General features: G+C 61.8%; 21 protein-coding genes. 11 read left to right on the forward strand and 10 right to left on the reverse strand.

The genetic code is table 11. The features are described from left to right. Positions 1–43 precede the first annotated feature (43 nt). The 4 genes from IB249_RS14725 to IB249_RS14740 all read left to right on the forward strand — a co-directional run bounded on the left by IB249_RS14725 (position 44) and on the right by IB249_RS14740 (position 3,730). Complete coding sequence (locus IB249_RS14725) at positions 44–646, forward strand: hypothetical protein (RefSeq protein WP_192305869.1); 603 nt, start codon at positions 44–46, stop codon at positions 644–646. 113 nt (positions 647–759) lie between these two features. Then, entirely contained in the window at positions 760–1,437 is a 678-nt protein-coding gene (locus IB249_RS14730; protein ID WP_192305871.1) for a response regulator, read from the forward strand. After that, positions 1,434–2,780: an ATP-binding protein gene (locus tag IB249_RS14735; protein ID WP_192305873.1), complete on the forward strand. Its 1,347-nt coding sequence runs from the start codon at positions 1,434–1,436 to the stop codon at positions 2,778–2,780. The genes IB249_RS14730 and IB249_RS14735 overlap by 4 nt, the downstream gene beginning before the upstream one ends. Before the next feature lie 155 nt (positions 2,781–2,935). Then, a complete protein-coding gene (locus IB249_RS14740; protein ID WP_192305875.1) occupies positions 2,936–3,730 on the forward strand; it encodes a polysaccharide deacetylase family protein in 795 nt (264 codons plus the stop codon). Positions 3,731–3,800: 70 nt separating this feature from the next. On the opposite strand, the gene IB249_RS14745 is transcribed toward IB249_RS14740, so the two are convergent. Continuing rightward, entirely contained in the window at positions 3,801–4,799 is a 999-nt protein-coding gene (locus IB249_RS14745) for an AraC family transcriptional regulator (RefSeq protein ID WP_192305877.1), read from the reverse strand. A gap of 337 nt (positions 4,800–5,136) precedes the next feature. On the opposite strand from IB249_RS14745, the gene IB249_RS14750 reads away from it, so the two are divergent. Together IB249_RS14750 and IB249_RS14755 are read left to right on the forward strand one after the other, a co-directional pair. After that, on the forward strand, positions 5,137–6,471 hold the full coding sequence (locus IB249_RS14750) for a dicarboxylate/amino acid:cation symporter (RefSeq protein WP_192305879.1): 1,335 nt from the start codon (positions 5,137–5,139) through the stop codon (positions 6,469–6,471). Positions 6,472–6,630: 159 nt separating this feature from the next. Further along, positions 6,631–7,812: a CaiB/BaiF CoA transferase family protein gene (locus IB249_RS14755; RefSeq protein ID WP_192305881.1), complete on the forward strand. Its 1,182-nt coding sequence runs from the start codon at positions 6,631–6,633 to the stop codon at positions 7,810–7,812. Between the two features lie 136 nt (positions 7,813–7,948). Here IB249_RS14755 and IB249_RS14760 read toward each other — a convergent pair whose 3' ends face one another. Together IB249_RS14760 and IB249_RS14765 are read right to left on the reverse strand one after the other, a co-directional pair. After that, positions 7,949–8,443 carry a SprT family zinc-dependent metalloprotease gene (locus tag IB249_RS14760; RefSeq protein WP_192305883.1) on the reverse strand — a complete coding sequence of 165 codons (495 nt, stop codon included), beginning with the start codon at positions 8,441–8,443 and terminating at the stop codon, positions 7,949–7,951. A gap of 159 nt (positions 8,444–8,602) precedes the next feature. Next, the gene (locus IB249_RS14765; protein ID WP_192305885.1) at positions 8,603–9,205 is read right to left on the reverse strand and encodes a Yip1 family protein; all 603 of its coding nucleotides are present in this window, start codon (positions 9,203–9,205) and stop codon (positions 8,603–8,605) included. A gap of 286 nt (positions 9,206–9,491) precedes the next feature. On the opposite strand from IB249_RS14765, the gene ttcA reads away from it, so the two are divergent. Next, positions 9,492–10,316 (forward strand): tRNA 2-thiocytidine(32) synthetase TtcA, encoded by an 825-nt coding sequence (ttcA, locus tag IB249_RS14770; RefSeq protein WP_192305887.1) that lies wholly within the window; start codon positions 9,492–9,494, stop codon positions 10,314–10,316. Between the two features lie 32 nt (positions 10,317–10,348). Continuing rightward, positions 10,349–11,023 (forward strand): DNA-3-methyladenine glycosylase I, encoded by a 675-nt coding sequence (locus IB249_RS14775; protein ID WP_192305889.1) that lies wholly within the window; start codon positions 10,349–10,351, stop codon positions 11,021–11,023. Between the two features lie 111 nt (positions 11,024–11,134). Here the strand turns inward: IB249_RS14775 and IB249_RS14780 are convergent, their stop codons facing one another. The 3 genes from IB249_RS14780 to arsC are packed head-to-tail and all read right to left on the reverse strand — an operon-like array spanning position 11,135 to position 12,509. Continuing rightward, positions 11,135–11,560 (reverse strand): DUF2069 domain-containing protein, encoded by a 426-nt coding sequence (locus IB249_RS14780; RefSeq protein WP_192305891.1) that lies wholly within the window; start codon positions 11,558–11,560, stop codon positions 11,135–11,137. 2 nt (positions 11,561–11,562) lie between these two features. After that, the gene (gene wrbA, locus IB249_RS14785; RefSeq protein WP_192305893.1) at positions 11,563–12,159 is read right to left on the reverse strand and encodes an NAD(P)H:quinone oxidoreductase; all 597 of its coding nucleotides are present in this window, start codon (positions 12,157–12,159) and stop codon (positions 11,563–11,565) included. After that, positions 12,156–12,509 (reverse strand): arsenate reductase (glutaredoxin), encoded by a 354-nt coding sequence (arsC, locus tag IB249_RS14790; RefSeq protein ID WP_192305895.1) that lies wholly within the window; start codon positions 12,507–12,509, stop codon positions 12,156–12,158. Before arsC ends, wrbA begins: the two co-directional genes overlap by 4 nt. A 114-nt stretch (positions 12,510–12,623) precedes the next feature. On the opposite strand from arsC, the gene IB249_RS14795 reads away from it, so the two are divergent. Beyond that, entirely contained in the window at positions 12,624–13,091 is a 468-nt protein-coding gene (locus IB249_RS14795) for a TlpA disulfide reductase family protein (RefSeq protein WP_192305897.1), read from the forward strand. Positions 13,092–13,142: 51 nt separating this feature from the next. On the opposite strand, the gene IB249_RS14800 is transcribed toward IB249_RS14795, so the two are convergent. From IB249_RS14800 to IB249_RS14815, 4 genes are all read right to left on the reverse strand, one after another. After that, positions 13,143–13,547 carry an META domain-containing protein gene (locus tag IB249_RS14800; protein WP_192305899.1) on the reverse strand — a complete coding sequence of 135 codons (405 nt, stop codon included), beginning with the start codon at positions 13,545–13,547 and terminating at the stop codon, positions 13,143–13,145. Next, complete coding sequence (locus IB249_RS14805) at positions 13,547–13,981, reverse strand: hypothetical protein (RefSeq protein ID WP_192305901.1); 435 nt, start codon at positions 13,979–13,981, stop codon at positions 13,547–13,549. Before IB249_RS14805 ends, IB249_RS14800 begins: the two co-directional genes overlap by 1 nt. 77 nt (positions 13,982–14,058) lie before the next feature. Continuing rightward, complete coding sequence (locus IB249_RS14810) at positions 14,059–15,051, reverse strand: 2-hydroxyacid dehydrogenase (RefSeq protein ID WP_192305903.1); 993 nt, start codon at positions 15,049–15,051, stop codon at positions 14,059–14,061. Between the two features lie 170 nt (positions 15,052–15,221). Continuing rightward, positions 15,222–17,975, reverse strand: a complete 2,754-nt coding sequence (locus IB249_RS14815; RefSeq protein ID WP_192305906.1) for a response regulator — start codon at positions 17,973–17,975, stop codon at positions 15,222–15,224. A gap of 214 nt (positions 17,976–18,189) precedes the next feature. Here IB249_RS14815 and IB249_RS14820 point away from each other — a divergent pair, with 214 nt between their 5' ends. Both IB249_RS14820 and IB249_RS14825 read left to right on the forward strand, forming a co-directional pair. Beyond that, positions 18,190–18,912 carry a response regulator transcription factor gene (locus IB249_RS14820; RefSeq protein ID WP_192305907.1) on the forward strand — a complete coding sequence of 241 codons (723 nt, stop codon included), beginning with the start codon at positions 18,190–18,192 and terminating at the stop codon, positions 18,910–18,912. Next, positions 18,899–20,320: a histidine kinase sensor domain-containing protein gene (locus IB249_RS14825; protein WP_192305909.1), complete on the forward strand. Its 1,422-nt coding sequence runs from the start codon at positions 18,899–18,901 to the stop codon at positions 20,318–20,320. Before IB249_RS14820 ends, IB249_RS14825 begins: the two co-directional genes overlap by 14 nt. Positions 20,321–20,353: the final 33 nt, after the last annotated feature.

The following is a 20,353-nucleotide window of genomic DNA, read 5'->3' on the forward strand; positions in this document are numbered from 1 at the left end:
GCGCCATACCCGAAAAGCACATCGCACTCGAGGAAACACGCCAATGACGACCTTAAAAAAACTGCTGCTGGCTTTCACGGTGATGGGCGCAAGCGTAGCGGCTCACGCGACCGACGATAACTTTGCCAGCCTAACTTTTGGACAGACCAGCGACAAGGTCAAGAAATCCAACGCCCTGGACGCCAACCTCAATCACCCGAACGCCGACGGCGTGATCGGCAAGGACAACACCTGGGGTGTGCGTCTGGGTCAGCAAAACAGCCAGGGTCGTTACTACGCCACCTACGACAACGTGTCGGGTTCGCACAATGGCATTAAACTGCGTCAGGAAAACCTGCTGGGCAGCTACGACCTGTTCTATCCGGTGGGCGGCAGCACGAAATTGTTTGGCGGCGCCACCGCCGGCCTGACCAAGCTGACCCAGGACTCGCCGGGCTACAGCCGCGACAGCGATATCGGTTACGCCGTCGGTGGCCAATTGGGTGTGTTGCAGCAGGTTTCGCAAAACACCTCGGTGGAACTGGGTTACCGTTACCTGCGCAGCAATGCCAGCACCGAGATGAGCCAGAGCGGTGGCAGCAAACAGGGGTCGCTGGACTTGACCAGCAGCGCCCAGACTTACTTGTCCGCCAACTACGCTTTCTGAACAGCGTAGCGCAAGACCGACACCGGATCCGCCCCGCGGCTGATCCGGCGTCGCCATGTTAGCCATCGAGGTGGGTGCACCTCTGGAGAGGTTGATTTGCCCGGGAGAGCGTTATGAAATTGCTGGTCGTCGAAGATGAAGCGCTGTTGCGCCATCACCTGCAAACCCGCCTGACAGACAGCGGTCATGTCGTCGAATCGGTGGGCAATGCCGTCGATGCGCTGTACCAGACCGAGCAGTTCAACCATGACCTGGCGGTGATCGATCTCGGCCTGCCGGGAATGGGCGGGCTCGACCTGATTCGCCAGTTGCGCTCGGGCGGCAAGACCTTTCCCATCCTGATCCTCACCGCGCGCGGCAACTGGCAGGACAAGGTCGAAGGCCTTGCCGCCGGTGCCGACGACTACGTGGTCAAGCCGTTCCAGTTCGAGGAACTCGACGCGCGCCTCAATGCCCTGCTGCGCCGTTCCAGCGGTTTCACCCAGTCGACCATCGTCGCCGGGCCGCTGCTGCTCGACCTCAATCGCAAGCAGGCGACGCTCGACGAACAGCCGCTGGCGCTGACCGCGTATGAATACCGGATCCTCGAGTACCTGATGCGCCATCACCAGCAAGTGGTGGCCAAGGACCGCTTGATGGAACAGCTCTATCCGGATGACGACGAGCGCGATCCGAACGTGATCGAAGTGCTGGTCGGCCGTCTGCGCCGCAAACTCGAAGGCCCGGCGGGGTTCAAGCCGATCGACACCGTGCGTGGCCTCGGCTACCTGTTCAATGAGCGCTGCACTTGATCCGTTCGCTTCGTGTCCGTTTGATGCTGGCCGCCACCCTGCTGGCGGTGTTGTTCATGCTGGCACTGTTGCCGGCGATGCAGGGGGCGTTCAGCCTGGCGTTGCAGGACTCCATCGAGCAACGCCTGGCGTCGGACGTCACCACGTTGATCTCGGCCGCGCGGGTCGAGGGCAATCGCCTGCAGATGCCGGCGCAGTTGCCCGATGAGCGTTTCAACCTGACCGACAGCCGCCTGCTCGGCTACATCTACGACCGCGACGGCCATCTGGTCTGGCGCTCGAAAGGCACCCGCGAAGAACACATCAACTACAAACCGCGTTATGACGGGCGCGGCAACGAATTCGCGCGGATCAGCGAAGCCGACGGCCAGGATTATTTCGTCTATGACGTCGAGGTCAAACTGCTCGGCGGCAAGAGCGCGGCGTTCAGCATTGTCACCCTGCAACCGGTGCGCGAGTACGAAGTCACCCTCGAAGGCCTGCGGGAAAATCTCTACCTGGGGTTTGGCGCGGCGCTGCTGGTGCTCCTGGCCTTGTTGTGGATCGGCCTGACCTGGGGCTTGCAGGCGCTGCGCCGGCTGAGCCAGGAGCTCGACGAAATCGAAAGCGGCGCTCGCGAAAGCCTCAGCGAACAGCACCCGCGCGAACTGTTGCGCCTGACCGGTTCGCTCAACCGTTTGTTGCACAGCGAGCGCGAGCAGCGCAGCCGTTATCGCGACTCCCTGGATGACCTGGCGCACAGCCTGAAAACCCCGTTGGCGGTGTTGCAGGGCGTCAGCGAAGACATGGCCCAGCGCCCCCAGGACCGGGACCAGGCCTGGGTGCTGCAAACCCAGATCGAACGCATGAGTCAGCAGATCAGCTATCAATTGCAGCGCGCCAGCCTGCGCAAAAGCGGTCTGGTGCGCCATCAGGTGCGCCTGCAACCGGTGCTGCAAAGCCTGTGCGATACGCTGGACAAGGTCTACCGCGACAAGCGCGTGCGGGTGGCCTTCGACCTGCCGGAGCAATGCTGCGTGCCGATCGAACAGGGCGCATTGCTGGAAATGCTGGGTAACCTGCTGGAGAACGCCTATCGCCTGTGCCTGGGCGAAGTGCGCATCAGCGTGCACGAAAGCCTGAGTGCGATTGAGTTGTGCGTCGAGGATGACGGGCCGGGGGTGCCGCCGGACCAGCGTGCGCGGATCCTGGAGCGCGGTGAACGCCTGGACCGTCAGCACCCGGGGCAGGGCATCGGCTTGGCAGTGGTCAAGGACATCATCGAGAGCTACAGCGCCCGGCTGACCCTTGGGGATTCGCCAATGGGCGGAGCGGCGTTTCGCATCCATTTCCCCACCCCTTGAGCGTGACGGGATAGTGCATGGAGTGCTATCGCTTCCCGCACTGGGTATTAAACGACCGGCAACAATGTTTTGTTGGCTTTAAGTGCTTGGCTGACAGGTAATAAGCAACGCTCTATCAACTGCAGGTCTCCGTAGGATTACGGCTTGAGGTTGTTATGGGCCAACTCATTGCACGTCACCCAGAGAGCGAACTAATGGACAATAAAAAAGTGTGGCTTACGTTTGATGATGGACCTCGGCAAACCCACACCGAAACAGTACTCGATACATTGGCGAAGTCCGATATAAAGGCAACTTTCTTTGTGGTAGGTCACCTGGTTGCCAAACAGGCCGACCGTATTCGACGCATCCTCGATGAAGGGCACCGGATAGGCAATCACACTTACGATCATCTTAGGCTGGTCGGCCAGGACCCGGACACCATCATTGAGCAAATCCAGAAGACCGAACAGGCGCTGGCGCCCTTTCAAGATCCGGACCCGATCATGCGCCCGCCTTACGGCGCCCACGACGCGCTGGTCGATCGGACGGTAGCCGGTCTTGGGTATCGGCAGGTGCTCTGGAGTGTGGATACCTTGGACTGGAATCCCGACTATCGACAGGGAGGCTGGGTCACCCATGGTATTGAACAGATCAGAAACAAAAAGAACTCGATTGTCTTGATGCACGATATTCATGCGACCACGGCCAATCATCTCGATTCATTCATTGAACAAATTAAACAACTGGGTGATGTGGAGTTTGCGCCACCCGCAACACTGGCGATTCCGCCCGTCACTCAGTTGAATATGTATGTTGTTGTGAAGGGGGATACTTTGGCAAAGATCGCCCGCGAGTTTTATGGAGAGGCTGCCAGGTTTACGCTGATTTTCAATGCGAACCGCTCGGTGCTGGAACATCCGGACAAGATATATCCTGGCTTGTCGCTGATCATCCCGCGTTTAGAGTAAGTTTCCACCCCTATGGACGGGTAGGTTCCCCTGATGGCATTGGACACGGCGCCTGACGAGCGCTGGAACTTCAGTTCTCCTGCGCCCGATAGGCGCCCGGTGTCAGGCCCGTCCACTTCTTGAACGCCCGATGAAACGCCGATGGCTCGGAAAACCCCAGTTGCTCGGCAATCTGCTGCAGTGACAGGTCTGCGCGGCCCAAGTGATAAATGGCGATGTCCCGCCGCAACTGGTCCTTCAACTCCTGAAAACTCGAACCCTCTTCGCGCAGGTGCCGGCGCAGCGTTTGCGGACTGATGTGTAGGTGCGCGGCCACGGCTTCCAGGTCCGGCCAGCGCGCACTGTCGCTACTGAGCAGGCGGCGCAGTCGACTGCTCAGGCTGTCGCCGTCGTCCGGGCGCGACAACAAGTCAGCGGGGGAGCGTTCAAGGAAATGCTTGAGGGTTCGCTCGTCCTGCAGCAACGGCATGCTCAGGTAGCGACTGTGGAACAACAGGCTGCTCTGCGGCGCACCGAACACCAATGGGCAGGGGAACAACAAGTCGTATTCGGCCCCATGCGCTGGCTTTGCATAACTGAACGTCGCCTGCTCCAGCCGGATGCGTTGCCCGATCAGCCAACTGCCGAGCCGATGCCAGACCATCAACTGGCTCTCGGTGAGGAAGTGGTCCGGGTCGTGGAACTGCGAGTCGTCGAGGCTCAGGCGGATCAGTGGGTCTTCGCGGGTCAGGGTCAGGCGCGGACCGTCCGGGAATAGGCTATAAAACAATAAGCCACGGTGCAGTGCCCGATCGAGATTGCGGCAGTGAATCACGGCATGACACATCATCGCAAAACTGCCGGTCTTGCTCGGAACCGGCCCGAAGCCGAGGTATTCGTCATCGAGCGCCAGCCACAAACCCTGGATCAATCGGGTGAACTGTTCAGGCGCGATTCTCGCGCGCGGTTCATCCAGCAACTCGGGGCTGATGCCGAGCTGGTTCAGCAGTTCCGAGCAGTCACGACCCAGGCGGCGCGCACCACCGAGGGCGGCGCGGGCGAAATGACTGGCGATGGTGCGTTCGCGCATAACAGGCAGATCCGTCATTGAACGACGAATGGTAGTCGTGCTGTCTGGCCTTCAACAAGGCGGATATCCGCCAAATTGCAGGACGAGGTCTGGCGGATGGGCGGAAATCCGCCACTGTTTTGCAACACGTTCATGGCAAGGTGGATCGGTAACCCCTGATGGCAAAAGGCTTACAGGCATTTTGAGCAAAGTGGCACGCCACTTGCGATAGAACGGGCAGATGCCTGCCTCCGTGCAGCTCGAAAAAACAAATCCCTCCAGTGCAGGAGGGTTCGCAAATGAGGTGTCGTCGACAACAGATGGATGTTGTCGCGGGACGCTCTTGAGGAACTTTGCAATGACGACTCGTCAGCCACTGTACAAATCCCTGTATGCCCAGGTGATCGTTGCCATCGTTATCGGCATTCTGCTCGGTCACTACTACCCGCAGCTCGGTGTGGCAGTAAAGCCACTGGGTGACGGGTTCATCAAACTGATCAAAATGGTCATCGCCCCGATCATCTTCTGCACCGTCGTCAGCGGCATCGCCGGCATGCAGAGCATGAAGTCGGTGGGCAAGACCGGCGGCTACGCGCTGCTGTACTTCGAAATCGTCTCGACCATCGCCTTGCTGGTCGGCCTGGTGGTGGTCAATATCGTCCAGCCGGGCAACGGCATGCACATCGACGTGGCCACGCTGGATGCTTCCAAAGTCGCTCAATACGTTTCGGCCGGTGCTGATCAGAGCGTCGTCGGCTTCCTGCTGAACGTGATCCCTTCGACCATCGTTGGCGCATTCGCCACCGGCGATATCCTGCAAGTGCTGATGTTCTCGGTGATCTTCGGTTTCGCCCTGCATCGCCTGGGTGCCTACGGCAAGCCGGTCCTGGACTTCATCGATCGCTTCGCCCACGTGATGTTCAACATCATCAACATGATCATGAAGCTCGCGCCGATCGGTGCCTTCGGTGCCATGGCCTTCACCATCGGTGCCTACGGTGTCGGTTCGCTGGTGCAACTGGGTCAATTGATGGCCTGCTTCTACATCACCTGCCTGCTGTTCATCCTGATCGTGCTGGGCGGTATCGCTCGTGCCCACGGCTTCAGCGTCCTGAAACTGATCCGCTACATCCGTGAAGAGCTGCTGATCGTGCTGGGTACTTCTTCCTCGGAATCGGTACTGCCGCGCATGCTGATCAAGATGGAACGCCTGGGTGCGAAGAAATCCGTCGTGGGTCTGGTGATCCCGACCGGTTACTCGTTCAACCTCGACGGTACCGCGATCTACCTGACCATGGCGGCAGTGTTCATCGCTCAGGCAACCGACACCCACATGGACATTACTCACCAGATCACCCTGCTGGTGGTGCTGCTGCTGTCCTCCAAAGGTGCTGCTGGCGTGACCGGCAGTGGTTTCATCGTGTTGGCCGCCACCCTGTCCGCAGTCGGTCACCTGCCGGTCGCCGGCCTGGCGCTGATCCTCGGTATTGACCGTTTCATGTCCGAAGCCCGTGCACTGACCAACCTGGTCGGTAACGCGGTGGCGACCGTCGTTGTGGCCAAGTGGGTCAAGGAACTGGACACCGACGTGCTGCAGGCCGAGCTGGCTTCTGGTGGTCGCGGCATTGCCGAAGAGCGTGCCGAAGACGACCTGGGTGTGGCCGAAGGCCCAACCCCGAGCAGCGTCAAGTAAACCCTGCTGCAAACGAGAAAACCCGCTTCGGCGGGTTTTTTCATGCCTGCGATTTGAGCATAACGGTCACAGTTGCTGACACATCGGGTGATTGCCGCAACGCCATCGGCTGCCTAGGCTGGAGCTATCGCATGTGAGCTATCGCACTGGAGATCATTCATGCCCGGTCCACTGGCATCCCTCAAGATTCTGGATTTCTCGACCCTGTTGCCGGGGCCGTTCGCTTCGCTGCTTTTAGCCGACATGGGCGCCGAGGTATTGCGTATCGAGTCGCCGACCCGCACCGACCTGCTGCGCGTGCTGCCGCCCCATGACCAGGGCGTGTCGGCGAGCCACGCCTACCTCAATCGCAACAAACGCAGCCTCGCGCTGGACCTCAAGCAGCCCGAGGCGCTGGAAATCATCACGGCGTTGCTGCAGGACCACGACATCGTCCTGGAACAGTTCCGCCCCGGTGTGATGGAGCGATTGGGGTTGGGCTACGAAGCGTTGAAAGCCATCAATCCGAAACTGATCTATGTGTCGATCACCGGTTACGGGCAGACCGGTCCCTACCGGGATCGCGCCGGCCATGACATCAATTACCTGGCGCTGGCCGGGCAGGCAAGCTACACCGGCCGCGTCGACTCCGGGCCGTTGCCTCTGGGCATGCAGGTGGCGGATGTCGCGGGTGGCTCGTTGCACGCGGTCGCAGGACTGCTGGCGGCGGTGATTGCCCGCCAGCACAGCGGCCTGGGGCAGTACCTGGACGTGAGCATGACCGACTGCGCGTTCAGCCTGAACGCCATGGCCGGTGCCGGTTACCTGGCCTGCGGCGAGGAGCCGGGCCGGGAAACCCAGGTGCTCAACGGTGGCAGCTTTTATGACTATTACCGTTCACGGGACGGACGGTGGTTGTCGGTGGGCAGTCTGGAGCCGGCATTCATGAAGCAACTGTGCACGGCACTGGGCCTCGAAGAACTGGCAGCCCTGGGCCTGTCGCCGCAACCGGCACGGCAAAAACAGCTCAAGGACGCATTGAAGATCGAATTCGAGAAACACGATTTTGCCGAATTGTGGGCGTTGTTTGCCGAACTGGATGCCTGTGTCGAGCCGGTGTTGAGTCTGGGGGAGGCGGTGAGGCATCCGCAGTTGCAGGCACGGCAATTGGTGACCCAGGTTCCACGGGGCGATGGTTCGAGCCAGGCGCAGATGGCGTGCCCGCTGAAATTCTCCGGTGGGTTGCCTGAGGCCAGGCATATTGGCGCTGAGTTAGGCGAGCACACGGATGAGGTGTTGGGGGCTTTGGGGTTCAGTGGGGAGCGGATTAGCGATTTGCGGCGGGCCAAGGTGATTCTTTAGCGCTTGTCCCGGCGCCATCGCGAGCAGGCTCGCTCCCACAGTAGCCGGCGTCGTTCATACATTTTGTCTGCTACATCTGACCCTGTGGGAGCGAGCCTGCTCGCGATGGGGCCAGACCGGTCACCACAAAAACCGGCTACTCGACTCGCATCTCCCCACTGAACACCAAGGTGTTGCGGCACCGCCGACACAGATACCTCCGCCCCTGGCGCACCAGGCTGTGGCGCTGGGCCGAGAAGGGGAAATCGCTGTCGGCGCACGGGCACTTGTAGATGTAGCGGGTCACGCTACGTCGCTTGACGTCATAGGTGTGGCAGCGATTGGGTGGCAGTTCGTATACACCGCGCATGATCAATTGCCACTCTTCACCATGGGGCTGGATGCGATCGCCGAACAACTGGTGGGCAATCAGGTGGGCGACCTCATGGGCCACGGTCTGCTTGAGGAAGTCTTCGGTGTTTTCCCGGTACAGCTGCGGATTGAACCGCAGCAGGTTCTCGTGCAGGTGCGCGACACCGGCTTTTTGCCCGCGCAGCTTGAGGCTGACCACCGGGCGTTTGAACGTTCGTTTGAAAAAGGATTCGGCTTGTTGGAAACAGTCTTCGACGCGGGTATTGAGTTGCTCGGGCATGCTTGATGGCTCTCCAGAGATGTCGAGTATGCCGCAACCCCGGGGCCTTGCGAATCGCCGATGCGCCGAATGGTCGTCGCGCCTGCGGTGGTCCTGGACAATAGAAGGCCGCCTTGCGGCGGCCTGTATTGGCAGATGTTGTTATTGGGTGACGTGTCGCTAATTGGTATAGACCGGCCCTACGCCAAGCCCCCAGACAATGACCGTGAACGCCATGATGGCCACCAGCACTACCAGGCCGACGGCAAGCACTGAACTCGAAAACAGGAAGCCCTCATCCGATGGAATATTCATGAAGGTCGGCAGCCCCACATACAGCAGGTACACCGTGTAGCAGATGGCCGCCGTCCCGACGATCATCCCCAGCCACATGTGGGGGTACAGGGCCGCGAGGCCGCCGACGAACAGCGGGGTCGCGGTATAGGTCGCAAACGCCACGCAGCGAGCCAGGCTCGGGTTGGCATCATAGGTGCGCGCCATCCAGTGAATGAACGCGCCCATCACTGCAACGCCCCCGAGCATCGCCAGGTACGACATGATCGTCATCCAGAGCGCGCTCTCGTTCGTCAGCATCACCGGCGCACGGTTGCCGATCACCCAGCCAACCTGCGTGGTGCCGATAAACGCCGACACGGCGGGGATCGCCGCAAGAATCAGCGTGTGGGTCAGGTACATGTGGCTGATGCTTTCCTCCTGATCGCCACGGATTTCTTTCCATTCCTGGTCGGGGTGGGTGAAGAGCCCCACTACGTGATGGATCATGCCAGTCACTCCTCTTGTTTTTACCGTCGCCCCCCAGTGGAGCGCTTACGGGCCAAAGTGGCCAGGTAAGAAAGGTCTTTATATGTCTGCGACCTTATGTCGCAGTATAGAAAGGTCTTACCGGCGTTGGTGCAGGGGTGTTAGAGCAAATCGCGCTGTAAACATGCCTGTTAATCGCCGCAAGCTCTGTCAAACGCCAGCCCTCCGGCAGACAGAGAGCGCTTCGCCAGCCCGGCGTTTATGCGTAAAATGCCGGCCTTTCGTCACACCTCACGGATTTCGCGTCATGGGCACTCTCACGGTCAACCAGAACAAACTGCAAAAGCGCCTTCGCCGACTGGCCGGTGAGGCCGTTACCGATTTCAACATGATTGAAGACGGCGACAAGGTCATGGTCTGCCTGTCCGGTGGCAAGGACAGCTACACCATGCTCGACGTGCTGATGCATTTGCAGAAGGTAGCGCCGATCAAGTTCGAGATCGTCGCCGTGAACATGGACCAGAAGCAGCCGGGCTTTCCCGAGGACGTGCTGCCGGCGTACCTGAAAACGCTGGGCATCGAGTATCACATCGTCGAGAAAGACACCTATTCGGTGGTCAAGGAACTGATTCCGGAAGGCAAGACCACCTGCTCGCTGTGCTCGCGCCTGCGTCGCGGCACGCTCTACACCTTTGCCGACGAAATCGGCGCGACCAAGATGGCCCTCGGTCATCACCGCGACGACATCGTCGAAACCTTCTTCCTCAACATGTTCTTCAATGGCTCGCTCAAGGCCATGCCGCCAAAGTTGCGTGCCGACGACGGCCGTAACGTGGTGATTCGGCCGTTGGCCTACTGCAACGAAAAAGACATCCAGGCCTACTCGGACTTCAAGCAGTTCCCGATCATCCCGTGCAACCTCTGCGGGTCGCAGGAAAACCTGCAACGTCAGGTGGTCAAGGAAATGCTTCAGGACTGGGAGCGCAAGACTCCGGGCCGCACCGAGAGCATCTTCCGCAGCTTGCAGAACGTGATCCCGTCGCAGCTGGCGGACCGCAACCTGTTCGATTTCACCAGCCTGAAGATCGACGAAACCGCGGCTTCGCGCTTCGTCAACGTAGTCAACCTGTAAACAGGTTCTGTTTTTCGATACCAGGAGAGGGCATGCGCGATTACAAGTGGCTGAACGAGTACTGCCTGAACCGCTTCGGTTCGGCGGCTGAACTGCAAGCCCATCTGCCCGTTCCCAAGACCCCGGCGCAATTGCGCGACATCACCGACGACCGCTACCTCTCGACCATGGCCCTGCGTGTCTTCCGCGCCGGGCTCAAGCACAGTCTGGTGGACGCCAAGTGGCCGGCCTTCGAGGAAGTGTTTTTCCGCTTCGACCCGGAAAAGGTCGTGCTGATGAGTGCCGAACACCTTGAGCGCCTGATGCAGGAAGCGCGAATCATCCGTCACCTGGGCAAGCTCAAGAGCGTGCCGCGCAACGCGCAGTTCGTGTTGGACGTGGCCCATGAGAAGGGTAGCTTCGGCACGTTGATCGCCGATTGGCCGGTGACCGATATCGTCGGCTTGTGGACGTACCTGAAAAAGCGCGGCAGTCAATTGGGCGGGCTGTCGGCGCCCCGGTTCCTGCGGATGGTCGGCAAGGACACCTTCGTGCCGAGCTATGACGTGGTGGCGGCATTGAATGCGCAGAAGATCATCGACAAGGTGCCGACCAGCCTGCGCGACCTGGCCCTGGTGCAAGACGTGTTCAACCAGTGGCACGAAGAGAGCGGTGGACGGCCGATGAGCCAGATCTCGATGATGCTGGCTTACACCGCCAATCACTGACACCGAGTTGAGTTCGTCGGCGGCAAGCCGATCTCGCTCCCACAGGGCAGCGACCCTGGTCCGGTGTGGGAGCGAGCCTGCTCCGGACCGCGTTGCGACAATAGCGGTTGATCAGGCGGCGGCGATTGCGCCTTCGCCCGCCAGCCTGCGGTTCAACTGATGCCGCCAGCGCACATACAGCAATGCCGAGCAGAACACCGCCAGGCTCGCGCCCATCTCCAGCAACCCGAACACCTGACGGTTCGGGTCATACGCGGCCAACGCGCCCTTGATGAAATACAGATTCACCGCAAAACACATCCACGAATGCCCGCGGGGGCTGCCGACCAGCATGCCGGGCGCCAATAACAGCAGCGGCACCAGCTCGATCAGCAGAATCACCCAGGGTCGGGCGCCGTGCAGGTCCGCCACCCACAGGTAGTAGACGCACAGCAGCCCCACCAGGCCGAAAAAACACAGCAGGCTGATCACGCGCATGGCCCGCACGCGCGGCTCGAGCCATTCGATGGCGGGCAGGACTTTCGGCTTCTTGGCCACCCTCAGCCCTCCAGTTTCTGTGCGGTCTTGGCCAGGCGCAGGCCCAGGGCGCGGCACAGCGCCACTTCGTGGCTATCCAGGGCGCTTTTGCCATCGGCACCGGCGTGATGGCTGGCGCCGTACGGCGTGCCACCGCCCTGGGTTTCCAGGAGGGCCGATTCGCTGTACGGCAGGCCGGTGATCAGCATGCCGTGGTGCAACAAGGGCAGCATCATCGACAGCAGGGTGGTTTCCTGGCCGCCGTGCAGGCTGGCGGTGGAGGTGAACACACCCGCCGGTTTGCCCACCAGGGCTCCGGTCAGCCACAGGTTGCTGGTGCCGTCGAGGAAGTATTTGAGCGGCGCCGCCATGTTGCCGAAGCGCGTGGGGCTGCCGAGGGCCAGGCCCGCGCAGTTTTTCAGGTCATCGAGGCTGGCATACAACGCACCTTCGTCGGGAATGTCCGGCGACACGGCTTCACATTCGGCCGAGATCGCCGGCACGGTGCGCAGGCGCGCTTCCATCCCGGCCTGCTCGACACCCCGGGCAATCTGCCGGGCCATTTCGTTGGTCGAGCCGCTGCGGCTGTAATACAGCACCAGAATGTACGGCGCACTCATGGCAACAGTTCCAGGATCTGCTCGGGTGGGCGGCCGATCACGGCTTTGTCGCCGACCTCGAGAATCGGCCGCTCCATCAGTTTCGGGTGCGCGGCGATTGCCGCGATCAACTGCGCCTCGCTCAGGCTGGCGTCGGCCAGGTGGAGGGTTTTGTAGTCCTCTTCGCCGGTGCGCAGGAGTTGTCGGGCGCTGAGGCCGAGCTTTTTCAGCAAGCCCCGGATCTGCGCGGCGTCCAGCGGTTCATCCAGGTAGCGGACCACGGTCGGGGTCAGGCCACGGGCTTCGAGCAGCTCCAGCGCGCCGCGGGATTTCGAGCAGCGCGGGTTGTGATAAAGCGTCAGATCGGTCATGTGCGGGTCGCATTTGGCGTAAGGTGGCGGCTATTCTAACTGTGCTGCGCGTAATCCAGAACCTTGGGAGGCGATGGGTCGCAGGCGCATTCAATTTTGAACAAGGATTACGACATGACAAGGCGATTGGCAGCGGCATTCGCGATTTTCGCAGCGCTGATGCTGGGGGGCTGCGGCAACGATTACGGGATCGACCAGAACGGCCAGAAAGTCGCGGCCGAACGTCTGGACAAGCAGTGGCTGGTGCTCAATTACTGGGCGGAGTGGTGTGGGCCGTGCCGTACCGAGATCCCGGAGCTGAACACCCTGGCCGATCAATTGAAAGGCAAGAACATCGGCGTATTCGGGGTCAACTTCGACAACGTGCAGGGTGAAGAACTGAAAAGCGCCAGCGAAAAGCTGGGCATCAAGTTCACCGTGCTGGCACAGGACCCCAGCGAGATTTTCGACTTGCCGCGCAGCGAGGCGTTGCCGGTGACGTACATCATCGACAACAAGGGCAAGGTGCGTGAACAACTGATGGGCGAACAGACGGCGGCGGGCGTCATGGCCAAGCTGCAAGCATTGCAGGCGATCCACTGAGCGCGATGATCGATCCCGCGTGCGAGCGCGGGACCGATACTCACACAGGGCTCAACCCTCTTCGAGCCACCAGCGCAGTGGCTTGCCTTCGGCAGGCCAGAAGCGCATCTGCTCGATCGATGACACGTCCCAGCGCTGCACGCCTTCCAGCGCCTGGAGGAAACGCTTTTCCTGTTCCATGAGCGCAGGTGCACACAATTTGCGGGTGCTGCCGACCTTGCCGAAACTCAGCTTGTCGCCGTCCAGCGTGTAGGGCGCAAACCAGTGGTTGCAGCCGGCATTGCCATAGGCCCGGCCGTCTTCACCGAGGGTGATGGTCAGGTGGCTGTAATCCATCAATGGGCGCTCGCCAATCCACTCCAGAATGTAGCTGCGGTTCTGTTGCAGTTGGACCGGCTCGGCGGCGCAGCCCAGCAGGCTGGCACCGACCAGTGCGCTCAGAGCGAGGCGTTTCATCACGCAGGCTCCTGGCATTTCGGGCACAGGTGTTTCTCGCCAACGCTGCGCCAGCCAAGTTCGGCGATCCGCGCCGTGGCCGCAGGCTTTTCAGCCTTGTTGCCCAGCTTGGCGTCGACGGCGAACTCGAAGCTCAGTTCCCTGGCGCAGCTGTCGCAATTGACTTTCCAGGTGTGGATCGCCAGTTCGCCGAACACCGGGCCACTGGCCACCGCGACCCATTGACCGGGCGGGTTGATCAGGTGGCGTACCGTTTCGACGGTCAGGCGCATGGACAAGTCCTTGGCGCCCTTGAGGGTGACGACCAGCACGTCATTGTTGCGAATCGAGCCGCCGTTGCCGGTGACTTGATAACGCCCCGGCACCAGGGCGCGGCATTCGGTGAGGGTGTGTTGCGGGTTCATCAGGTTATAGCGGAAATCGTGTTCGACCATGGGTCCTCCAAATCTGCGCGGAATGCTAGCACGGACATCGGTGCCGCACTGCGCACAGAAGCGACCTTCGATCCGGTTCAGCCGACATCCACCTGGTTTTGCGGGTCGCCGGCCGCCCACGCGGCAATATTCTGCAATGTTGTCGCGGCGATGGCGCCCAGGGCTTCACGGGTCAGGAAGGCCTGGTGCGCGGTGACGATCACGTTGGGGAAGGTCAGCAGGCGGGCCAGCACGTCGTCCTGCAACGGCAGGTCGGAGCGGTCTTCGAAGAACAGCTGGGCTTCTTCCTCGTACACGTCCAGCCCCAGGTAACCCAATTGGCCCTCCTTCAAGGCATCGATCAGCGCCGGCGTGTCCACCAGGCCACCGCGCCCGGTGTTGATCAGCATGGCGCCGGGTTGCATGTGCGCCAGCGAATCGCGGTTGATCAGGTGTTTGCTGTGCGCGTTGAGCGGGCAGTGCAGGCTGATGATCTGCGATTGCGCGAGCAACTGCGGCAAGTCCAGGTAGCGCGCGCCCAGCGCTTCCACCTGCGGATTGGGATAGGGGTCGTAGGCCAGGAGCTGGCAGCCGAAGCCGTTCATGATTTTGGCAAAGGTCGCGCCGATCTGTCCGGTGCCGACCACGCCGACGGTCTTGCCCACCAGGTCGAAACCGGTCAGCCCATGCAGGCTGAAATCCCCTTCGCGGGTGCGGTTGTAGGCACGGTGCAAGCGACGGTTGAGCGCCAGGATCAGCGCCACTGCGTGTTCGGCCACCGCATGGGGCGAGTAGGCCGGAACCCGTACGATCGTCAGCCCCAGGCGCTTGGCCACGGCCAGGTCGACATGGTTGTAGCCGGCCGAGCGCAAGGCGATCAGGCGAGTGCCGCCTGCTGCCAGGTGTTCGAGCACGGGCGCGCCGAGGTCATCGTTGATGAACGCGCAGACCACTTCGTGGTGTTCGGCCAACGCCACGGTGTCCAGGCTCAGTCGTGCCGACTGGAAGTGCAGTTCGATGCCGGCGGGGAGGTCGGCGCCGAGAAAGCTGTCGCGGTCGTAAGTCTGGCTGCTGAAAAGAATCGTACGCATGGCATCCTCCTGGAAACTCAAAAACGGTTCGGCCGATCGAGGTGGGAGCGAGCCCGCTCGCCACGAGGGTGTGCCAGTCGAGCAATGTCGGCTGATACGCCACGATCACCGCAAAGCGGGTCTCGCGCTTTTATCCTAGCGCCGAGCGTGGTCAACGCCATTGCGCTGCATCAGGCATTTATGCGGGCCTGAGCCGCCAGTCGATTGATGGCCCGATCGAGTTCTTCCAGGGCGCCGGAGGCTTTCGGGTCCTGTTGCTTGAGCAGGGTTTCGCTGCGTTGGCAGGCCGCTCTGAGCTGCGGCACCCCGCAGTAGCGGGTCGCGCCATGCAGGCGATGCACCCGTTCGATCAACGCCGTGTGATCCTGGGTTTCGCGGGCCACACGGATCGCTTCGCGGTCGGCCTCCAGCGACGCCAGCAGCATTGCCAGCATGTCCGCCGCCAGATCCTGCTTGCCGGCGGCCAGGCGCAAGCCTTCTTCGTGATCCAGCACCTGCAGTTCATGGCCGCTGCCGTGGCTGTCGCTGGAACGCTCCGGAACCTGATTGCGCAGCGCCAGGCCGGTCCACTTCAACACCACCTGGGCCAGTTGTCTTTCACTGATCGGTTTGGTCAGGTAGTCGTCCATGCCACTTTGCAGCAAGGCGCGTTTTTCGTTGGCCATGGCGTGGGCCGTGAGGGCCACGATCGGCATCGGCGTGCTGTGCCGTTCACTTTCCCACTGGCGGATGCTCTCGGTACTCTGGCGTCCGTCCATGCCGGGCATCTGCACATCCATCAGCACCAGATCAAAGGTCTCGCTCTGCACGGCCTTGACCGCGGCATAACCGCTTTCCACGGCGAGAACCTTGGCCCCGAGGTCTTCGAGCAGGGTTTGCACCAGCAACAGGTTGGCCGGGTTGTCGTCGACACACAGCACTTTGGGGGCCCGGCTGGCCACCGGCTCGCCGGGCTCGCTGCGTTGCTGGCGCGGGTTGACCAGGTCGGACAGGGACCGGCGCAGCTTGCGCGTGCAGGCCGGTTTGGCCTGAAGCTGACTGTGCGGGTTGGGCACCGACAGGTGGAACAACGTCTGTTCGGTGGTCGGGCACAAAACCAGCACCTTGCAGCCGAGGTGCTCGAGGTCCCAGATATGCTGGTTGAGGCGCTCCGGCGGCATGTCGTTGCTGGTGATGCCGAGCACGGCGAGGTCGATGGCCTGGTCGGTCTGGTGCGCGCCCATCACGCCATTGGTCAGCCTTTCCAGGGTATTGAACGGCGTGACCTCCAGGCCACAATCCTCCAGTTGATGCTGCAATGCCTGGCGCGCCAGTTCGTGGTTTTCCAGGACCGCGACCCGCCGTCCGAGCAGCGGCGCACCGGGCATGTCCTCGGCATCGTCACGGGTTTTGGGCAGGCTCAGGCTGATCCAGAACTCCGAACCTTCGCCGGGCGTGCTGTCGACGCCAATCTCGCCGCCCATCTGCTCGATCAGGCGCTTGGAAATCACCAGACCCAGGCCCGTGCCGCCCGGCTGCCGGGACAGCGAGTTGTCGGCCTGGCTGAAGGCCTGGAAAAGGGCGCGCACATCCTCGTTGGACAAGCCGATGCCGGTGTCCTGGATGCTGATGCGCAATTGCACGCTGTCTTCGTGTTCGTCTTCGAGCATGGCGCGGGCGACGATGGTGCCTTCGCGGGTGAACTTGATCGCATTGCTCACCAGGTTGGTGAGGATCTGCTTGAGCCGCAACGGATCCCCCACCAGCGACAACGGCGTGTCGCGATACACTAGGCTCACCAGCTCCAGCTGTTTGGCATGGGCGGCGGGAGCGAGGATGGTCAGGGTGTCCTGGAGCAGGTCGCGCAGGTTGAACGGAATATGATCGAGCACCAGCTTGCCGGCCTCGATTTTCGAGAAGTCGAGGATCTCGTTGATGATGCCCAGCAGGCTGTCGGCGGATTTTTCGATGGTGCCCAGGTAATCGAGCTGGCGCGGTGTCAGTTCGCTTTTCTGCAACAGGTGGGTGAAACCGAGAATGCCATTGAGCGGCGTACGGATCTCATGGCTCATGTTGGCCAGGAATTCGGATTTGATCCGGCTCGCCTCCAGGGCTTCCTTGCGCGCCAGGTCCAGCTCGATGTTCTGGATTTCAATGGTTTCCAGGTTCTGGCGCACGTCCTCGGTGGCCTGGTCGATGCTGTGCTGCAACTCTTCCTGGGCGTTTTGCAGGGTGCCGGCCATGCGGTTGATGCCGGAGGCCAGTTCATCCAGCTCCTGGCTGCCGAGGGGCGGCAGGCGGGTTTCCAGGTGACCGTCCTTGAGCTGCGCCACCGCTTGCTGGATCTGGTTCAGCGGCCGGTTGATCGTGCGGCCCATGCGCAATGCCAGCAGCGCCGTGGCTGCCAGGCCTGCGCCGATCAGCAGCAGGCTGGCGAACAGGCTGCGATAGCCGCGCAGTAGCATGCCGTTGTGCGAGATTTCCAGTTCGACCCAGCCCAGCATGCGCTCGGTTTCCTCGGGAATCAGGTCGCCGGCGAGGTTGCGGTGCTTGCCGAACACCGGCAGCAGGTAACGGGTCGCGTCGTTGCCGCTGCGTCGCAGCATCTGCGAGCCGTTGCCCAGGGGGGCCTGATTGAGCATGGTCGGGCCGGCATGGGCGAGTGGCGTGCGGTCCGGGGCGAGGAAGGTCACCGCGCGCACGTCAGGGGTTTCCAGGGATTGGGTCGCGATGCGTTCGAGCAGTTCGGCGTCGTTGTGGCTCATGGCCGGGGCGACGAGAGGGGCGAGCTGTTCGGCGATCATTTCGCCGCGCTGCATGAGTTGGGCTTGCAGGTCCGATTGCTGCATCCAGGTGAAATAGCCGCCCAGCACCAGGGCCATCAGGCTGGTTGGAAGCAAGGTCAGCAACAGCACGCGGCCTTTAATTCCCAGTTTCTTGAGCACGCCACTCTCCTGCATCCAGCCATTTAGGAACCGGCGCGTACATCCGGCACGCGCCACCTGCGCAGTGTAGCGATTTGCTTGCGGGCAATCCTCGTAAAATTGATGTCGCCATTCGTCGGGCCGCTCGGGGTCTGGAGGTCGCGGGCAACGCTCGGCTTGCCCCTGGCGAGGCAATCTTGAATAATCGCCAACTGAGAATTATTTGCAGATAGTCATGACTCCCAATGCTGTTGGCCATCCCCGAATCCTCTCCATCGAAGACGACCTGGTGCTGGGTGCCTACGTGCACGAGCAACTGGGGCGCAGCGGTTTCCAGGTCACTTGGTGCCAGAACGGGCAGGAAGGCCTGGCGATGGCCCGCGAGAATACCTTCGACGTGGTGCTGATGGACATCCTGCTGCCGGGCCTGAATGGCTTGTCGGTGTTGACCGAGTTGCGCCAGAACCATTCCACCCCGGTGCTGCTGATGTCGGCGCTGGGGGCCGAGGCGGATCGCATCAGCGGTTTTCGTCTCGGTGCCGATGATTACCTGCCCAAGCCCTTCAGCATGGCTGAATTGCACGTGCGCATCGAAGCGATCCTGCGTCGCGTCGCGCTGGACCGCCGGCCGTCGGTCGAACCGCCGGTGCCGGCGGTGGACAGCCTGCGATTCGACGAGGAGCGCTTCGAGGTGTTCTATGGCGAACAGGCTGCCGGACTGACCCGCAGCGAATACCGCTTGCTCGACACCCTCAACCGCAACGGCGACGAAGTGTTGAGCAAGGCCTTCCTTTATCAGCACGTGCTGCAGCGCGGGTACGCGGCCCACGACCGCAGCCTCGACATGCACATCAGCCAGATCCGCCGCAAGCTCAAGGCCATCGGCTACACCGAGCGGGAAGTGCGCACGGTGTGGGGCAAAGGCTACGTCCTGGGGGCCGACCATGAAGTGGGCTGACCTGCCGGGGCGGCATTCGCTGTTCTGGAAACTTGCCTGCCTGCTGGTGGCGTTCTGTCTGCTGATGATCTGGCTGAGCTGGTCCTGGGGGCGCTACATGGAAGAGCGCAACCAGTTTCTCTCGGATGAAGCCCGGGGCACCCTGACCCGTTACGCCGCCGAAGCCGAACAGGCGTGGCGGCAGCGCCAGCGCCCCGGCGTCGATGCCTGGCTGCAGGTGATGCGTCAGCGCGAACAGGGTTGGTCGGTGGTCATCAGCGGCGATTTGCAGTCGTTGAGCAGTGAGGCGCTGACCGACTCGCAAATCGAGCGCCTGACTTTCCTGCGCGGCCTCGACTGGCCGATCCACAAGAAAAACCTGCCGTGGATGCGCGTGCCGTTTCCCGGCGATCCCTCCGCCGGCAGCCTGGTGATCCAACTGCCCCAGCGTTTCCAGCCTGGGCGCTATCAGGTGTTCTGGCGCGTGATCACCAATGTCGTCATCCCCGGGCTGTTCACCCTGCTGCTGTGCGTCGGGCTGTATCGCCTGCTGGTGGTGCCCCTCAATCAGCTGCGCGAACAGGCGAACGCCTGGCGTGCCGATCAACTGGGCGTGCGCCTGTCCAGCCGCACCACCAACCGCTCCGATGAACTGGGTGAGCTGGGCCGTGCGTTCGACCACATGTCCGAACGTCTGCAAAGCACCGTTGCGCTGCAACAACAGCTGTTGCGCGACTTGTCCCATGAACTGCGCACGCCCCTGAGTCGTCTGCGCGTGGCCAGTGAAGGCGAGCAAAACCTGACGCAACTGCGCGAGCGCATCGGCCGCGAAGTCGACGGCATGCAGCGCCTGGTCGAAGATACGCTGCAACTGGCCTGGCTCGACACCGAGCGCGCGCCGTTGCCCGACGAAGCGATCCAGATCCAGGCGCTGTGGGAAATGCTCACGGAAAACGCCTGCTATGAAAGCGCTTGCCCGGTGGGGCGCTTGCAGTGCCTGGTGGATTCCACCTGCTGGGTTCGCGGCAACCTCAACACACTGGCCCAGGCCTTGGAAAACATCCTGCGCAATGCCATCCGGCATTCCCCGACAGGCGGCATCGTGCGACTGGACGGGCGACGTGAAGGCCACTTCTGGCACCTGTGGCTGGAAGATGAAGGGGGCGGGGTGGCCGACAAGGATCTGGAACGGATCTTCTCACCGTTCATTCGCCTCGACGGCTCGCGACCGGGCAACGGCGGATTCGGCCTGGGCCTGAGCATCGCGCGAAACGCGGTACAGCGGCAGGGCGGGCAGATTTGGGCCGAGAACACCGGGGTTGGGTTGCGGGTGAATCTGCGGCTGGTGGCGGAGGTCGATGACGTGCCTGATGACGCTGTCGCGAGCATCGCTCCCACTCTGGACATGGGCCACCCAAAATGGGTGTGATCAACCCGGATCCCTGTGGGAGCGAGAGTGCCT

It is taken from the genome of Pseudomonas sp. PDM04 (genome assembly GCF_014851765.1).
GTDB lineage: Bacteria > Pseudomonadota > Gammaproteobacteria > Pseudomonadales > Pseudomonadaceae > Aquipseudomonas.

Bases quoted from the DNA above. Each gene is read 5' to 3' on its own strand.
- IB249_RS14775 (WP_192305889.1), top strand. From the start codon at position 10,349: ATGCGCGATTACAAGTGGCTGAACGAGTACTGCCTGAACCGCTTCGGT.
- IB249_RS14760 (WP_192305883.1), bottom strand. From the start codon at position 8,443: ATGCCCGAGCAACTCAATACCCGCGTCGAAGACTGTTTCCAACAAGCC.
- arsC (WP_192305895.1), bottom strand. From the start codon at position 12,509: ATGACCGATCTGACGCTTTATCACAACCCGCGCTGCTCGAAATCCCGC.
- IB249_RS14820 (WP_192305907.1), top strand. From the start codon at position 18,190: ATGACTCCCAATGCTGTTGGCCATCCCCGAATCCTCTCCATCGAAGAC.
- wrbA (WP_192305893.1), bottom strand. From the start codon at position 12,159: ATGAGTGCGCCGTACATTCTGGTGCTGTATTACAGCCGCAGCGGCTCG.
- IB249_RS14805 (WP_192305901.1), bottom strand. From the start codon at position 13,981: ATGGTCGAACACGATTTCCGCTATAACCTGATGAACCCGCAACACACC.
- IB249_RS14825 (WP_192305909.1), top strand. From the start codon at position 18,899: ATGAAGTGGGCTGACCTGCCGGGGCGGCATTCGCTGTTCTGGAAACTT.
- IB249_RS14810 (WP_192305903.1), bottom strand. From the start codon at position 15,051: ATGCGTACGATTCTTTTCAGCAGCCAGACTTACGACCGCGACAGCTTT.
- IB249_RS14795 (WP_192305897.1), top strand. From the start codon at position 12,624: ATGACAAGGCGATTGGCAGCGGCATTCGCGATTTTCGCAGCGCTGATG.
- IB249_RS14730 (WP_192305871.1), top strand. From the start codon at position 760: ATGAAATTGCTGGTCGTCGAAGATGAAGCGCTGTTGCGCCATCACCTG.
- IB249_RS14725 (WP_192305869.1), top strand. From the start codon at position 44: ATGACGACCTTAAAAAAACTGCTGCTGGCTTTCACGGTGATGGGCGCA.
- IB249_RS14755 (WP_192305881.1), top strand. From the start codon at position 6,631: ATGCCCGGTCCACTGGCATCCCTCAAGATTCTGGATTTCTCGACCCTG.
- IB249_RS14800 (WP_192305899.1), bottom strand. From the start codon at position 13,547: ATGAAACGCCTCGCTCTGAGCGCACTGGTCGGTGCCAGCCTGCTGGGC.
- IB249_RS14765 (WP_192305885.1), bottom strand. From the start codon at position 9,205: ATGATCCATCACGTAGTGGGGCTCTTCACCCACCCCGACCAGGAATGG.
- IB249_RS14750 (WP_192305879.1), top strand. From the start codon at position 5,137: ATGACGACTCGTCAGCCACTGTACAAATCCCTGTATGCCCAGGTGATC.
- IB249_RS14745 (WP_192305877.1), bottom strand. From the start codon at position 4,799: ATGCGCGAACGCACCATCGCCAGTCATTTCGCCCGCGCCGCCCTCGGT.
- IB249_RS14740 (WP_192305875.1), top strand. From the start codon at position 2,936: ATGGGCCAACTCATTGCACGTCACCCAGAGAGCGAACTAATGGACAAT.
- ttcA (WP_192305887.1), top strand. From the start codon at position 9,492: ATGGGCACTCTCACGGTCAACCAGAACAAACTGCAAAAGCGCCTTCGC.